At 58.1% G+C, this 13620-nt stretch carries 18 protein-coding genes; 14 read left to right on the forward strand and 4 right to left on the reverse strand.

The genetic code is table 11. The annotated features are described in order from the left end of the window. Window positions 1-57 precede the first annotated feature (57 nt). From CBB62_06595 to CBB62_06625, 7 genes are all read left to right on the forward strand, one after another. On the forward strand, window positions 58-828 hold the full coding sequence (locus tag CBB62_06595) for a hypothetical protein (protein OUT41972.1): 771 nt from the start codon (window positions 58-60) through the stop codon (window positions 826-828). Further along, window positions 825-1595, forward strand: a complete 771-nt coding sequence (locus CBB62_06600) for a hypothetical protein (GenBank protein OUT41973.1) — start codon at window positions 825-827, stop codon at window positions 1593-1595. Before CBB62_06595 ends, CBB62_06600 begins: the two co-directional genes overlap by 4 nt. Beyond that, window positions 1595-2407: a hypothetical protein gene (locus CBB62_06605; GenBank protein ID OUT41974.1), complete on the forward strand. Its 813-nt coding sequence runs from the start codon at window positions 1595-1597 to the stop codon at window positions 2405-2407. The genes CBB62_06600 and CBB62_06605 overlap by 1 nt, the downstream gene beginning before the upstream one ends. Before the next feature lie 7 nt (window positions 2408-2414). Beyond that, window positions 2415-3059, forward strand: a complete 645-nt coding sequence (locus tag CBB62_06610; GenBank protein OUT41975.1) for a hypothetical protein — start codon at window positions 2415-2417, stop codon at window positions 3057-3059. Between the two features lie 3 nt (window positions 3060-3062). Continuing rightward, a complete protein-coding gene (locus CBB62_06615) occupies window positions 3063-3311 on the forward strand; it encodes a hypothetical protein (protein ID OUT41976.1) in 249 nt (82 codons plus the stop codon). Beyond that, the gene (locus CBB62_06620; GenBank protein ID OUT41977.1) at window positions 3308-3886 is read left to right on the forward strand and encodes a hypothetical protein; all 579 of its coding nucleotides are present in this window, start codon (window positions 3308-3310) and stop codon (window positions 3884-3886) included. The genes CBB62_06615 and CBB62_06620 overlap by 4 nt, the downstream gene beginning before the upstream one ends. A gap of 345 nt (window positions 3887-4231) precedes the next feature. Further along, window positions 4232-4483: a hypothetical protein gene (locus CBB62_06625; GenBank protein OUT41978.1), complete on the forward strand. Its 252-nt coding sequence runs from the start codon at window positions 4232-4234 to the stop codon at window positions 4481-4483. Between the two features lie 4 nt (window positions 4484-4487). Here CBB62_06625 and CBB62_06630 read toward each other — a convergent pair whose 3' ends face one another. Together CBB62_06630 and CBB62_06635 are read right to left on the reverse strand one after the other, a co-directional pair. Further along, complete coding sequence (locus CBB62_06630; protein OUT41979.1) at window positions 4488-4778, reverse strand: hypothetical protein; 291 nt, start codon at window positions 4776-4778, stop codon at window positions 4488-4490. A 4-nt stretch (window positions 4779-4782) separates the two neighbouring features. Then, on the reverse strand, window positions 4783-5052 hold the full coding sequence (locus CBB62_06635; GenBank protein OUT42678.1) for a hypothetical protein: 270 nt from the start codon (window positions 5050-5052) through the stop codon (window positions 4783-4785). 140 nt (window positions 5053-5192) lie between these two features. On the opposite strand from CBB62_06635, the gene CBB62_06640 reads away from it, so the two are divergent. After that, window positions 5193-5612: a hypothetical protein gene (locus CBB62_06640; protein ID OUT41980.1), complete on the forward strand. Its 420-nt coding sequence runs from the start codon at window positions 5193-5195 to the stop codon at window positions 5610-5612. Between the two features lie 289 nt (window positions 5613-5901). On the opposite strand, the gene CBB62_06645 is transcribed toward CBB62_06640, so the two are convergent. Then, window positions 5902-6678 carry a hypothetical protein gene (locus CBB62_06645; GenBank protein ID OUT42679.1) on the reverse strand — a complete coding sequence of 259 codons (777 nt, stop codon included), beginning with the start codon at window positions 6676-6678 and terminating at the stop codon, window positions 5902-5904. 257 nt (window positions 6679-6935) lie between these two features. Between CBB62_06645 and CBB62_06650 the strand changes: the two genes are divergently transcribed. Next, window positions 6936-8762 (forward strand): hypothetical protein, encoded by a 1827-nt coding sequence (locus CBB62_06650; protein OUT41981.1) that lies wholly within the window; start codon window positions 6936-6938, stop codon window positions 8760-8762. A gap of 20 nt (window positions 8763-8782) precedes the next feature. Here the strand turns inward: CBB62_06650 and CBB62_06655 are convergent, their stop codons facing one another. Beyond that, complete coding sequence (locus CBB62_06655) at window positions 8783-9229, reverse strand: MarR family transcriptional regulator (GenBank protein OUT41982.1); 447 nt, start codon at window positions 9227-9229, stop codon at window positions 8783-8785. 188 nt (window positions 9230-9417) lie between these two features. On the opposite strand from CBB62_06655, the gene CBB62_06660 reads away from it, so the two are divergent. From CBB62_06660 to CBB62_06680, 5 genes are all read left to right on the forward strand, one after another. Beyond that, window positions 9418-9843: an organic hydroperoxide resistance protein gene (locus CBB62_06660; GenBank protein OUT41983.1), complete on the forward strand. Its 426-nt coding sequence runs from the start codon at window positions 9418-9420 to the stop codon at window positions 9841-9843. Window positions 9844-9976: 133 nt separating this feature from the next. After that, complete coding sequence (locus CBB62_06665) at window positions 9977-10381, forward strand: hypothetical protein (GenBank protein OUT41984.1); 405 nt, start codon at window positions 9977-9979, stop codon at window positions 10379-10381. Between the two features lie 79 nt (window positions 10382-10460). Continuing rightward, the gene (locus tag CBB62_06670; GenBank protein OUT41985.1) at window positions 10461-11063 is read left to right on the forward strand and encodes a hypothetical protein; all 603 of its coding nucleotides are present in this window, start codon (window positions 10461-10463) and stop codon (window positions 11061-11063) included. Window positions 11064-11078: 15 nt separating this feature from the next. Beyond that, the gene (locus CBB62_06675; protein ID OUT41986.1) at window positions 11079-12839 is read left to right on the forward strand and encodes a copper oxidase; all 1761 of its coding nucleotides are present in this window, start codon (window positions 11079-11081) and stop codon (window positions 12837-12839) included. Beyond that, window positions 12840-13574 (forward strand): copper resistance protein CopB, encoded by a 735-nt coding sequence (locus tag CBB62_06680; protein OUT41987.1) that lies wholly within the window; start codon window positions 12840-12842, stop codon window positions 13572-13574. Window positions 13575-13620 lie beyond the last annotated feature (46 nt).

The raw sequence follows: 13620 nt of genomic DNA on the forward strand, positions 1-13620 counted from the left end.
ATCACGGCGGTTTCGGGCGGATCATGGCTTGATGGCTGGCCCTTATCGTCGGCGGTGATGTGGCCGGATGTGGGGCTTGGTTATCCAGCGCAGTCCGAAGACGCCACGGAAGCATCAACGCAGGGGTTGTTTGTGTTTGATGCCACGTTGCCGGTTTCGGTGATCGCCCTGATCAACCACAACCTGACCAATGATGCGGTCTGGAAGGCCACGTTTTATTCCGATGCGGCTGGCACGGTGCCGGTAAATGCGACCGATGACACGGAAGCATGGGGCATCGTCAAGCCCTATGGCACTGCCCCATGGGGCACACCGGAATGGTGGGGTGGCAAGCCCGGACCAGAAACGCGGGCGGCGTTTGTGCCAACCACGATTGCCACCCTGTCGGGCCTGACCCTTGCCAGATCATTCCGGCTGGAAATCAGCGATACGGGCAACCCTGATGGACGGGTGCGCATCGGTCATATCGAGGTGGCGCAACAATGGCGGTCATCGAAGAATTTTGACTATGGCAACAATCTGGGGTTTCGCAACCGTGCGCTGGAAACCGAAGCCGCGGGCGGTGCAATTTATGGTGAGAAACGCCGCAACCCGCGCACGTTCCAGGGTGTGATCCGCAACCTGCCGCGTGATGAAGCATTCGGTCAGGCGCTCGACATGCAGCGGCAGCTTGGCACCGTTGATCCGGTGCTGGTCCAGATCAATCCCGATGATGTGGTCAACCGGCAGCGGCTGACCATGCTGGCCCGGCTCCGGGATGTAACCGGGGTCAGCCAGTCATTTTTCAACAAGCATGATTTTCCATTCACGATCGAGGAAGTGTTATGACCCAAGTTGGACCGATGCCCAACGGCAAAACCTATTCTGATGAAGCGGACGGGCCGAACAGCCTGACTGGTCCAACCGGGTTTGGTTACGTTGATAACCTGATTGAGTTGCTAGGTCAGGTGCTGGTTGTTGCCGGCAATGCCCTGTCATCCGCCGGATCGGCGCTGTCCTCGGCAACGGCGGCGGCGGACAGCCTGACCGCCACCAATGAGGCGGCAAGCGATGCGCAAGACAGTGCGGATGCGGCGGAAGCGGCGCTGCAGGATGCCTTGGATGCGGTGGCCGCAGCGGAAGCGTTTGACCCGGCCAATTATCCGCGCAGTGATAGCGGACAGACGGTCACGGTGCTGGCGGCGTGGACGTTCACGCAGGAACAAACCTTCAGCGGTGGGATCGACGTGGGCAACGGCGCGACCATTACAGGTGGTGCCAGCGTCACTGGCGGCGCAACGGTTGATGCCATTACCTACGGCAGCCAGAAGCCAACGATCACGACGCTGAGCAATGGCGACACGATTGCCGGTGCCGGTGCCTATGAGCTGCCGGACAGCGCCACGGTGTCACTGCCAGCCAGTCCTGCAGCCGGTGATGAGATCATCATTGATCCGCCTGATGGTGCGGATTGGGCGAGCAATCCGCCAACGGTCAATCGCAATGGGCACCGCCTGAACGGTGTCGAGGAAAACCTGACTGACATCGTGGATCAGGTGCGCATGAAGCTGATCTACAAGGGTGCAACCACAGGATTTATCGGGGGGCGCGGGTAATGCCGACACAAGCAGAATTTTTCAAACTGGGCGGTAGTAGTGATCAAGTTGAATTCAATCTTGATTACCTTTCTTACGCCGCTCGATCCTTAGATGTTTCTGGTAGTGAGTCTTCATTGACCGGGCTTTGGGTGAACCCGGCCCAGACCAGGGCTTATTTTTCCGGCTCTGGTGGTGATGCGGTCTACCAGATTGATATGGCTACAGCCGGGCAAATCGACAGCGGAACGATATCAAGGTCTTTAAGCGTCAATGCTCAGGCCTCTAATCCCGGCGCGCTGTGTTTTTCGGATGATGAAAGCATCATGTACGTGGCGGGTGGCGGCAACATTTATCAATTCAATATCGGGACACCGGGGCAGATAGATACTGGCTCTTACGCAAGTAAGTCTCTTGCCGATGCTGCCGATGGGATTGATATAAGTCCAGATGGATCAAAGCTAATACTCGCTGATAGTGTATCTGACACAATTTCATTCCATACATTATCAACCCCGTTTGACCTTGATACGGCTTCTCTAGATGGCGCTACTGGTGCGCTGTTCGGCGCATCGACAAATCTTAATGGCCTTAGTTTCTCGCCAGATGGTTTGCGGGCGTTTGTTACGGATGGCACAAACAGAATTGTGTATGTGAAAGAATTTTCTTCACCGTTTGATTATTCAACCGCTAAAGCCTCATGGAAAGGGATTTATATCGGCGATATTACGGGATCAATAACAGATGTTGAGGTATCTGACGATGGCTTGACTATGTACATAACCAGCACAAGTACGCCAGATACAATCTATCAATTCCAATTTTCTGAATAGGCGCATCATGATTACTGACATTCTGATCTGTTTGCTTGCCGCCATTCTGGGCGGTTTTTTTATGCGCTTGCGCGGGATGGACCTTGGCATCAGCACCACGTTCAACCGGGTGATGATTGCGGTGGTGTTCGGCCTGACCGGCTTGGCCTGTGGCCTGCCGTGGCCCTATGCGGTTGCGGTGATCCTGACCAGCTTTGCCGCTGCCATACTCGGCTGGGGGGCACATCAACGAATGCACCGCGACGTTTATCACCAGCTTATGGATCATATCGAGTTGGTGACACGCTGGATGCCCAAGGTATTCGGCGTCTGGCGCGATGATTGGTCGGTTGCGCGCAAGACCCTTTACCAGATTACCGGCATGTCAACGGTCGGGCTGGCCAAGCAATCGCTGGTGTCGCTGCCGATCCTGTTCTGGTCGCCATGGGCCGGGGTGATTATCGCGCTATCCGGTCTGGCATGGGGGCCGGTCTATTGGCTCGGCTGGCAAGTCAACCGGGTGTGGGGCATGGATTGGCACGAAACATGGGCGGCGTGGGACGGTCGCCCGATCCTTGGGCACCTGCGCAGCGGCGGTGAATGGGGTGAGGTTTTCATAGGTGTCTGGTGGTTCGGGGTCGCGGCAGCGGCCCTTTCTTTTTGGGGTGTCTGATCGATGACGAATGACGAACGTGAACTGGGTCGCTTGGTCGGGATGGTTGAGGCACAGAACCAAACATTGCTGCGGATCGAGCGCAAGCAGGACAGCTTCGATGAACGGGTGCGCAATCTGGAAAATTACAGCGCCGGGGCGTTGCAGGCCGCGAAGGTCCGGGGCCGGGTGGCAACCGGCGTCGCGACGCTGGTGTCATCAGCGATTGCGGCGGCGACCGCGTGGATCAGCAAAGGGGGGCCAACGCCATGACCGATTGGCGGGATGATGTGAATTTCGGTGGCGGCATCCGGCAGGTGCTGATCCATGAAGGTGGCTATAGCGATCACCCGAATGATGCGGGTGGGGTGACCAAATTCGGGATCAGTCTTCGCTATCTCCGGGATGCTGGCCATGCGCTCGGTGATGTGGATCGGGACGGCGATATTGATGCGGATGATATTCGGGCGCTCGACCGTGATGGTGCGATCGGCATCTATTATCATCGGTTCTGGCTGCCCAACCAGTATGGCCGGATGCCGCCGCAGATCGCGCACAAGGCGTTTGATCTGGCTGTGGTGATGGGTCCACGGCAAGCAAACAAGCTGTTGCAGCGTGCCCTGGCCGTAGTCGAAACAGATGATGGTCAGCGGTCCAATGTCGCGGATGATGGGCAGATCGGCAGGCAAACGTTGCTTGCGGTTCGGGACCGGTCCAGCCCGGCGGCGGCTTATGCGGTGCGGTGTGCGCTGCGGGCTTCCTCGGAAATGTTTTTTCGCTGGCTGGCGGAAGTCGAGCCGGGCAACAAGCCGTTTCTGAATGGCTGGATATGGCGGGCACGATGGTAAGTCAGCGATACCGTTATGCCGGTGAATGCAATGACGATCGAGGGCCGGACCTGAAATCGCAAGAATTTTGCTTTGATGGCCAAGGGCCGGAAGGGTTGCCAAAATGGTTTCGATTTCACTGCCCGCGCGAAAGCCGGGAATGTCAGGTTCCGATCAATGGCCAAAGGCTGCCGAATGGTGCGACATGGAAATTTGACGGGTGCGTAGATGCTCCAACCCTAACGCCATCAATCAACTGTAACGGAGCCGGTGGCTGCGGCTGGCACGGTTGGGTGCGACGTGGTGAGGTGATTGATGCCTGATGATCATAAAAAACCCGGCGGATTGTTGCCGGTCAGGATCGCCATGGTGCTGTCACTGGTCCTGCTGTTCGGATCAATCGCGGCCTATGGCTGGTTTGCGCGGGCCGTTGGCATCGGGCAGCCGCAGCTACTGGCGCAGGTGCTGGACCATATCAACGGCTGGATCGGATGGGCGGCGCTGGTGCTGATCGGGGTGCCGCTTGCCCCGGCAGCCGGGCGTGGCATCGATCGCGGTATTGGGATGTATCAGGATTGGCGTAGCGGGCGGCGTGCGGATGATGATGGGGGTATCTGATCGGTCAGGCCGCGACCGCTTCCCGGACGGCATCAGGTGCGTTCTTGATCGCCTTGAAATAGGACATGACGGCAGCGGGCGGGGTGCGCCCGTTGGTTGCTTCCCAGTTCTGCAGGCTGCGCAGGGGGATGCCATAGGTTGTGGCAAATTCTTCCTGTGACAGTTCCAGCGAAAGCCGGATTGCCTTGACTTCGTTGATAGTGCCGGTGTGGGTGCGCAGCTTGCGCGTGCCCTGTTTATGTTCCACGGCTTCCATCGCGGATGCCATGAGGTCATCGAAGCGTTTGTCATCCATGGTTTTAACCTTTCAACTGCTTGGCAATTTTGGCCAGTGCGGCCTGTTGTGCCTTGGTCAGATTGACCTTATCACTTTTAGAAAATACGTCAATGACGTAGTTGGGGCTGGTGTCGGTGCCGGGGAACCAGATGACCCGGAAGCCGCCTGATTTGCCCTTGCCCTTCCCGGCGAAACGGGCCTTGCGGAAGCCGCCGCAGCCGCGCATCGCGTCGCCCATCATCGGATCATAAGCAATGGTGCTGACAATGTCGTTGCGCTCGGCGGCGGTCATCAGGGCATCAGCCTTGGCGATGAAGCCGTCTGTTTCGATGGTGGTGGTTGGTTTGTTTTCCATGGGCTTATTTATACGCTGATAGCGTAGCGTCGTCAATAGAAAATATACGCAATTGGCGTATAAAAAAGGGGTGCGTCATGACATGGATAAAAGCGGCGATCAGTGCGGTCGCGAGCGGCTGGCAATGGATTGTTCTGGCTGCCGGTATCGGGGGGCTGGTCGCCGGGGTGCTGGCCTTCCGGTCCTATATCGGTCGGGTCGAGGCGGCGGCGGTCAATGGCTATCGCGCGGCGGTTGTGGCCGATGCCAAGGCGCGTGAAATCGCCGGGCTGCAATCGGAAATTGCCCGGCTGAAACGGATTGAAACGGATCTGATGGCGCTGGCCGAACAGCGGCGGATTATCAACCAGACGATTGATGACATAGTGAGGGAAGTCAATGAAGCCGATGATCCTTTTGGTGCTTATTTTGGCCGGTTGCTCGAGCATGACGCCGCCGCCGGTGGTGGTCGAGTATCAGCGGCAGGCACTGCCAGCGGCGGCGTTCACGGTCAATGATCTGCCGCCGCCCGTGGTGATACCGGACGGGGTCAATATCTGTCGCATCGAGCATCTGGCACTGTGTCGCGATGTCGTGACCTACATGGCCGGGGTGCGCAAGGAAGCGCTGGACAGGGCGGCGAAGCTGGAATGGCTGCGTGGTCAGGTCGAGGTTTATGGCGCGGCGGCGGAGTAGTCAGGCAACCAACCGCAGGTGATATGTATGGGGGGACGGATGAAACGGCCCTCCGCTACCATCTTTTTTCAATGAAATTATGTGCTTACGAGCCATGTGCTCTGTCCTGTTTCACGAGCCGATATTGAAGAAATGGCCGACGCCATAGGCGATGCCAGCGGCAACGCTGCCGATCAGCAGGGTTTCCATGCCGGATGCGAGCCATGACGACAGTGACCAGCGGCTCTTGATCGCGCCGATCATGAAGAAGGCAAACAGGGTCATGATGCTGGCTGACAGGAATGGGGCGGGCATACCGAGGGCAAATGGCAGCAACGGCAGCAGCCCGGCCACCAGAAATGCGGCATAGGTGCAGGCAGCTGCGCGGATAGGGTCTGGCGGGTTGGGGGAGACGCCGTATTCATCGATCAGCATCATATCGACCCAGTGTTCCGGCTGTTTGGCGATGGCATCGGTGGCGGCATCCAGAACCGTACCGTTCAGCCCCTTGGCGCGGAGGATTTCGCGCAACTCCGAACGTTCGCCATCGGGTGCGACTTTGATGTGCTTGTTCTCAATGGCTTTGAGGCGCGCGATCTCGTCGCGCTCGCTCTTGGTGCCGGTGTAGTTCCCGGCGGCCATGGAGAAGCCATCGGCCAGCAGATTGGCAAAGCCGAGGGCCAGAACCACATGGATCGACAGCCCGGCGCCCTGAACCCCGGCAACGATGGCAAAGGTGGTGACCGCCCCGTCCATCGCGCCATAGACCGCATCGCGCAGCATGCCCTGTCCGTTTCTGGCTCGTGCCAGACGTTGCCGGATTTCGCCGAGGCTGTGACCATGCTCTAGCGGGGGCTCCAGAGGGTGTTCCAGCGATGGCTCCAGTGGGGGCTCCGGTGGCTGCTGCATTGTGTCCGGCGAATGCGGCATGGTGGTCAGGTCTCGATCCGGTGGCAGTAAAAGGCGGGAGCTTTAATTACGGTATAGTTGGTCATGATGTATATCGTTTTAATGCCTAAATACGGCACAGAGAGGCTGCCAAACAAAAGATATGGTGTTACAACCTGATAGCTGATCTTTTGTCTCTCCTCTTCGGTCGCCTCTCCCATGGTTGTTCATTTGATCTGTTGTCGCAGGAACTATGCTGACACTCTGGACGTCAGAGCATGACTGAGCGCAGTCCTGTGCCTGTTTCTTTTTCCGCCAGAACCCTGTTTCGCAGCATTAACGCCAAGCTCGCCCTCAGCATGGGTGGCATTGTCATTGTGCTGATGGCGGCGCTGTTGTTCTGGTTTTCGCTGTCCCTTTCCTATCTGAAACAGCTGGAGAGCGACCGCCTCGACCTGTATCGGGAACTGAATGTCGATCTGCGTGCGGAAATTTTCAGCCTGCAGGATCGCATCATCGAGATACCCGGCCTGCTGAGCGTTGATGCGGCCCGGCTGCTGCTCGACTGGGCACGCTCGGAATATGGCATCCGCGAGGTTGTGCATGAGGGGCGGGATGAGATTGTCGCGCGGTATCGCTCACGAACCGCCCGGCGGGACATCAGCCGCCCCGGTCGCTCCTATATCGATATGAACACAGCCGGTACCGTATCCATTACCCAGGGCCGGTTCGTAAATGGTGCCTTTGATAACGCGGTGGTCGAGTACCAACTCTCAACCGATGACATGGGCGCGGTTCAGGCAAAATTCACCGAATTGAATCAGGCTGATCAGACCGCGTCACTGGTTGAGCGGGTGAATACCCTGAAAAACACCCTGCTTGATGATGCCATCGAGGCGGAAAAGGCGCGGGTCGATATCGTGCAGCGCTCGGACGGGTTGATCCAGAAGGGCAAGGAGATTGATGCAGAGATTGCAGCCTTTACCAATCTGGCGCTGATCGGCGGTAGCGGCGTTGTTATCATCCTGCTGGGTTGTCTGGTGATTCTGTCACGCCAGCTTGTCACCGGGCCGATCCAGCGTCTGCATCGGGCCATGCGGGCGATCATCGCGGAGAATGACCCGGAAGTGCCCTACACGAACCGGGGTGATGAGATCGGTGAACTGGCGCAGGGTCTGACCGCGTTCAAGGATTCACTGGCCAAGGTACAGGACTTCACGATCAACCAGCAGAAGACACAGCAGGCATTGATCCGCCGGGCAGAGCATCTTGATCATATACTGGCCGCCTTCCAGAAGGATATTTCCGTGGTCGCGCAGGCCCTGACGGCAGCGGCGGGCAGTATGGAAACCTCGGCGCAGATACTGTCCAATGCTTCCAGCGATAATCAGGAACAGGCGGGTGCCGCCCTGCGGGCCTCGGATCAGGCGAGCGCGCTGGTCCGCTCGGCAACCGAGGCGGTGGATAATCTCTCCAGTGCCATCGACAAGATTGCGGGTAGTGCCGATGAATCATCGCACATCGCCAGACGTGCTTCCGAACGGGCCGAGAAGACCAATGAAACGGTTTTGCGCTTGAGCCAGATGGCCGAGGAAATCGGCGACGTACTCGAAATCATCAATGGCATTTCCGGCCAGATCGACCTGCTGGCGCTCAACGCCACGATCGAGGCCGCGCGCGCCGGGGATGCCGGCAAGGGCTTTGCCATCGTTGCCTCCGAGATCAAGAACCTGTCCCGGCAGACAAGTCAGGCGACCGAGGATATTTCAGCCCAGATCGGTGGCATCCAGACCGTGACCACCGAGGCGGTCGGCGCGATCCGCGAGATATCGGAAGAGGTGCGGGTAATCAGCGGGTTGGCGGAAGCGATCTCCGGCGATGTATCGGTCCAGTCGGGCACCACCGGCAATATCGCGCAATCGGTCAAGGAAGCCTCGGGCCAGACCGAATTTGCCTCAAGCTATATCCTCGGCGCGCGTGAGGCGGCGGAGCGTAACGGTGCCGTGGCGCAGGATGTGCTGGCGGCCTCGGCCCAACTCTCCCATCAGGCAACGCGCCTCAACGCCACCGTCGACAAATTCCTCGCCGATCTGCGGCAGGCGTGATCGGTTGGCGCCTCTGCTGGCTATTGCGCTTCCAGTGCCTGTCTGACCGAGGTCAGTTGTTGTATCAGATCCTGCAGCTCCTGGATTGAGCAGCCGAGCTGTTCGACGATGCAGCCGGGGATATGGGCTGCCTGCTGCTGTAATGCCCTGCCGGTCGGGGTCAGGCGGATGCGGGTCTGGCGCTCATCGGCTGGATCGCGGGTGCGGGTGAGGTGCCCGGCAGCCTCCAGCTTTTTCAGCAGCGGGGTGAGAGTATTGCTCTCCAGATGCAGCGCCTCGCCGATGGTCTTCACATTCACATCATCCTCGGCCCAGAGTACGTTCATCACCAGATATTGCGGATAGGTAAGGCCGAGCGGCTTCAACAGCGGGTTATAGAACCGCGTGAAGGCCATGGAGGTTGAATAGGCGGCAAAGCAGACCATGTCGTTTACAGGCAGGGCGCTGGTCGGTGATGTCTTGGCCATAATCGTTCTGATCCGGTTACGGGCTGCGGTATCTGGTCGGCCTTTAAGCCGTCAGTCACGGTGATCGTCAGTGTAACGTAAAAAATAACTTGCATCAGATTAAATCGCGTGCGATATATTCAAGCAAGATTGAAATGAGCGGAAACGCCTGCGGTTCTGCTCAACACACCCAACAAGGAGTACACATCATGTCCGTTACCGTTAAATACACAGCCTATGCCACCGCAACCGGTGGCCGCGATGGTCGCGCCACAACCCCTGATGGCGAAATCGATCTGAAACTCACCACGCCCAAGGAACTTGGCGGCGCAGGCGGTGAGGGCACCAACCCCGAGCAGCTCTTCGCATCCGGCTATTCGGCTTGTTTCCTCGGTGCCCTGAAACTGGTTGCCTCACAGAAAAAGGTGAAGCTGCCCGACAGCGCAAAAATCGACGGCGAGGTCGGGATCGGTCCGCGTGATGAAGGTGGCTTCGGTATCACCGCCAAGCTGACCATCCATCTCGACGGCCTCGACCGCGAGGTCGGCGAAAACCTGATCGAGGAAGCGCACAAGGTCTGCCCATACTCCAACGCCACCCGCGGCAATGTCGATGTGGAACTGGTCCTCGCCTGAACCTGACCTCTCAGCAACAAAACCAAATGCCGGAGACTGCAAGGTCTCCGGCATTTGCCATCCGGGGTGGAAAGGAAAGACGAAGGGGATCGAATGATTGCCACAGCCTCTGACTTCATATATCGTTTCGGCCATGCACAGGTTTATTTCATATGTTCTGCTCTCCCTGATCGCGGTGTCATTCTGTTTGACGACCGTGTCCGGCAGCCATGCCTCCATGCACATGGCGGATATGGATGAGGGTAGTGCCATGGTCAGCCATGAGCATATGGCTATGGACCATGCCGACATGACCGAGCATGAGCATCAGGCCATGCAGCTTTCGGCGCAGCATGACGCCTGTGATGACGGCGAATGTCATGATCAGGCCATGCAAACATGCTGCTCTGCCATGGCTGGCGGCTGCGGCATGGTCGTCGCCCTTAATCTCAGCAATGCCGTCTCCTACGCGACTTGCCGCGATCTGCATGAAGCTCAGGGCGACCAGATCGCCCTCGGACGGATGCCGGAGGCGGAAACGCCGCCGCCTCGCGCCTGATCAAATTCACTGTAACCGCCCTGTGATGCGATCGCCGTGTCACCGGGCTTCCGGTATTTGATCAGAAGCGAGAATTAACATGAAATTCCAATCCATTCCGGTGCGCACAGCCTGTGCTGGCGCAGCCTTCCTCCTTGCCGTGTCAACCGGCTCAATGGCCCTTGCTGCTGGCGATCACGCCGGTGGGCATGGTCACGGTGCCCATGGTTCCCACGGCTCCCACAGTACCGCCACAGATATTGGCAAACCGGCAGCCGCATCGGTTGCCACCCGCACCATCCGGGTCACCATGCATGACAATTATTACGAGCCTGAGGAGATCACCGTAAAGGCAGGTGAGACCGTACGTTTCATCGTGAAGAACGAAGGCACGCTGGTGCATGAATTCAATATCGGCACCGAGGATATGCACCTCGCCCATGCGCCGGAAATGCAGATGATGGTCGAGCATGGCGTTCTGCTGTCCGATCGCATTGACATGGCCGCCGCGAAACACATGCAGGCGACCATGGGCCATGGCATGCATGACGAGCCGAACAGCGCCTTGCTGGAGCCGGGCAAGACGGCTCAATTCGCCTGGACCTTCCCCGAGGATGGCAGCATCACGCTCGAATTCGCCTGTAACGTGCCCGGTCACTATGATGCCGGCATGGTCGGCGATCTCTCGATTACAGCCGAATAAGCGGGAGATTTGACAATGAGCATCAAGATTATGGTCAGCACGCTGGTGCTGGCTGTCGGTGCCCTGTGGTCAGGATTGCCCGCCACAACGGCCCATGCCGGTGAATACACGATCAGTGTTGATCCGATCACCATCGATACCGGCGACTTTACCCGCGACGGTATCGGCTTCAACGGCACATCGCCCGGCCCGGTCCTGCGTTTCAGTGAAGGGGAGGAGGTCACCATCCATGTGACCAACAATCTGGATGAGCGCACGTCAATTCACTGGCACGGCATGGTCTTGCCCTACCAGCAGGATGGCGTGCCCGGTATCAGCTACAAGGGCATTGATCCGGGAGAGACCTTTACCTACCGCTTCCCGATCCAGCAATCAGGCACCTACTGGTATCACAGCCATTCCGGTTTTCAGGAGCCGGATGGTGCCTATGGTGCGCTGGTCATCGAGCCAAAGGACCGTGAGCCATTCCGCTATGACCGGGAATACACCCTGATCCTGACGGATTCCCATCCGCACCGGGGCGACCGGATCATGCGCAATCTCAAACTGATGCCGGACTATTACAACCGGCAGCAACGAACCCTGCTGGATTTCTTCAGCGATGTTGAGGAGCAGGGATTTGGTGCGGCCATGGCGGATCGCAGTGACTGGGGTGATATGCGCATGATGCCGACTGATATCGAGGATCTGCAGGGCTATACGCCGCTTATCAACGGTCGCAGCGCGGATCAGAACTGGACCGGATTGTTTGAGCCGGGAGAACGGGTGCGCCTGCGGTTCATCAATGCGTCGGCCATGAGCTATTTCGATATCCGTATTCCGGGGCTCGAGATGCTGGTGGTGCAGGCTGATGGCAATAATGTCCAGCCGGTGAAGGTCGATGAATTCCGCCTTGCTGTGGCTGAAACCTATGACGTGATTGTGCGGCCACGTGAAGACAAGGCCTTCTCCATCCTCGCCGAGAGCGTGGGCCGTACCGCAATGGGCCGGGCGACGCTGGCAACGACCGAGGGCATGTCAGCAGATGTGCCGGAACTGCGTGAACCACCGCTGCTGACCATGGCTGACATGAACCATGCAGGTATGGGGCATGAAGGTATGGGAATGGATCACGGCATGATGACCCACACCATGCCCGATGGCACGGTCATGTCCGGTGCGGATCATGGCAGCATGGGCCATGGAGCTATGGATCACGGGAATATGGGGCATGGTGCCCATGGCATGAACCATGGTGGTGATGTCGTCGATCCATTCTATGCGCCGGGCAGCGGTTTGACGCCGGAGGCTGCGAAGGAAGGCGGCAAGTTCCTGTCCTATAACGACCTGAAGGCCCAGAAGCCGCTCTATGAATATCGCGATGCCACGCGGGAGATTGAGCTGCGTCTGACCGGTAATATGGAACGCTATCTGTGGTCGATCAACGGCGTCAAATACGACGATGCCGATCCGATCCGGCTGCAATATGGCGAGCGGGTGCGCTTCAAATTCGTCAATGAAACCATGATGACCCACCCGATGCACCTGCATGGCATGTGGTCGATTCTGGATAATGGCAACGGTCAATGGAACCCGATCAAGCATGTGATCAGCGTCGCGCCGAATACGACGGTCTATATGGAGACCGAGGTTGATGCGCCCGGCGAATGGGCCTTCCACTGCCATCTCTCCTATCACGCCCAGTCAGGCATGTTCCGCAAGATTGTTGTCGAGGGCGGTCCGAAGAAGGGCCGTGTGGATGCCGTTCCCGCAACTGCCGGTCAGAAGGAGGGCTAGATGAACAGCAGGATTACAACTTGGGGCCTCATTGCGATTGCCTGTGCTGTGTTGACGGCCCAGACAGTCGGCAATGAGGCGCATGCGGAAGGTGAGCCGCTGATCTATGGCATTCAGGTTGAGCAACTTGAGTATCGCCTCGGTGATGATACCGATGTCTTTGCCTGGGATTTCGATGCCCTTGTCGGCAGTGATGAGCTGAAACTGGTCTGGCGGAGCGAGGCCGAATACGCAACGGAGGAAGACGGTTTCGAGAAGCTCGAAAACCAGCTTCGATTGCAGGTGCCTGTCTCAACCTTCTTTGATGCCGTCGCGGGTATCAGGGTTGATACGCCGACACTGGATGACGGGGATGATCGCATATCCGGTGTCATCGGCTTGCATGGTCTCGCCCCGCAATGGTTCGAGATTGATGCCGACCTGTTCATCAGCGACAAACCGGCTTTCCGCTTCGAGGCGGAATATGAAGGGCTCATCACCAACCGGGTTATAATGGTGCCGAGCATCGAGCTTGATGTGCCGTTTGCCGATGATGACGATCTGGATATCGCGGCCTTTGGCCCGAAAATCGAGATCGGGGCAAGGCTGAGTTATGACCTGATCGATCGTGCCGTATCACCCTATATCGGGGTGCATTATGAACGGTCATTCGGTGAGACAGCCAACCTCGTCCGGGCCAGTGGCGAGGATGCCGGTGCAGTCTTCATCACCATCGGCACGCGCATCATGTTCTGACAAGGGGCGGGCCTGTCGCAGCATCTGCGGCAGGCCCGTCTGAAAC

The sequence above is a fragment of the Micavibrio sp. TMED2 genome (assembly GCA_002168225.1).
GTDB lineage: Bacteria > Pseudomonadota > Alphaproteobacteria > TMED2 > TMED2 > TMED2.

What these genes read in the sequence shown, in the direction of transcription:
- CBB62_06595 (OUT41972.1), top strand. Translation starts at nt 58, where the DNA reads ATGTGGCCGGATGTGGGGCTTGGTTATCCAGCGCAGTCCGAAGACGCC.
- CBB62_06600 (OUT41973.1), top strand. Translation starts at nt 825, where the DNA reads ATGACCCAAGTTGGACCGATGCCCAACGGCAAAACCTATTCTGATGAA.
- CBB62_06605 (OUT41974.1), top strand. Translation starts at nt 1,595, where the DNA reads ATGCCGACACAAGCAGAATTTTTCAAACTGGGCGGTAGTAGTGATCAA.
- CBB62_06610 (OUT41975.1), top strand. Translation starts at nt 2,415, where the DNA reads ATGATTACTGACATTCTGATCTGTTTGCTTGCCGCCATTCTGGGCGGT.
- CBB62_06615 (OUT41976.1), top strand. Translation starts at nt 3,063, where the DNA reads ATGACGAATGACGAACGTGAACTGGGTCGCTTGGTCGGGATGGTTGAG.
- CBB62_06620 (OUT41977.1), top strand. Translation starts at nt 3,308, where the DNA reads ATGACCGATTGGCGGGATGATGTGAATTTCGGTGGCGGCATCCGGCAG.
- CBB62_06625 (OUT41978.1), top strand. Translation starts at nt 4,232, where the DNA reads ATGGTGCTGTCACTGGTCCTGCTGTTCGGATCAATCGCGGCCTATGGC.
- CBB62_06630 (OUT41979.1), bottom strand. Translation starts at nt 4,778, where the DNA reads ATGGATGACAAACGCTTCGATGACCTCATGGCATCCGCGATGGAAGCC.
- CBB62_06635 (OUT42678.1), bottom strand. Translation starts at nt 5,052, where the DNA reads ATGACCGCCGCCGAGCGCAACGACATTGTCAGCACCATTGCTTATGAT.
- CBB62_06640 (OUT41980.1), top strand. Translation starts at nt 5,193, where the DNA reads ATGACATGGATAAAAGCGGCGATCAGTGCGGTCGCGAGCGGCTGGCAA.
- CBB62_06645 (OUT42679.1), bottom strand. Translation starts at nt 6,678, where the DNA reads ATGCAGCAGCCACCGGAGCCCCCACTGGAGCCATCGCTGGAACACCCT.
- CBB62_06650 (OUT41981.1), top strand. Translation starts at nt 6,936, where the DNA reads ATGACTGAGCGCAGTCCTGTGCCTGTTTCTTTTTCCGCCAGAACCCTG.
- CBB62_06655 (OUT41982.1), bottom strand. Translation starts at nt 9,229, where the DNA reads ATGGCCAAGACATCACCGACCAGCGCCCTGCCTGTAAACGACATGGTC.
- CBB62_06660 (OUT41983.1), top strand. Translation starts at nt 9,418, where the DNA reads ATGTCCGTTACCGTTAAATACACAGCCTATGCCACCGCAACCGGTGGC.
- CBB62_06665 (OUT41984.1), top strand. Translation starts at nt 9,977, where the DNA reads ATGCACAGGTTTATTTCATATGTTCTGCTCTCCCTGATCGCGGTGTCA.
- CBB62_06670 (OUT41985.1), top strand. Translation starts at nt 10,461, where the DNA reads ATGAAATTCCAATCCATTCCGGTGCGCACAGCCTGTGCTGGCGCAGCC.
- CBB62_06675 (OUT41986.1), top strand. Translation starts at nt 11,079, where the DNA reads ATGAGCATCAAGATTATGGTCAGCACGCTGGTGCTGGCTGTCGGTGCC.
- CBB62_06680 (OUT41987.1), top strand. Translation starts at nt 12,840, where the DNA reads ATGAACAGCAGGATTACAACTTGGGGCCTCATTGCGATTGCCTGTGCT.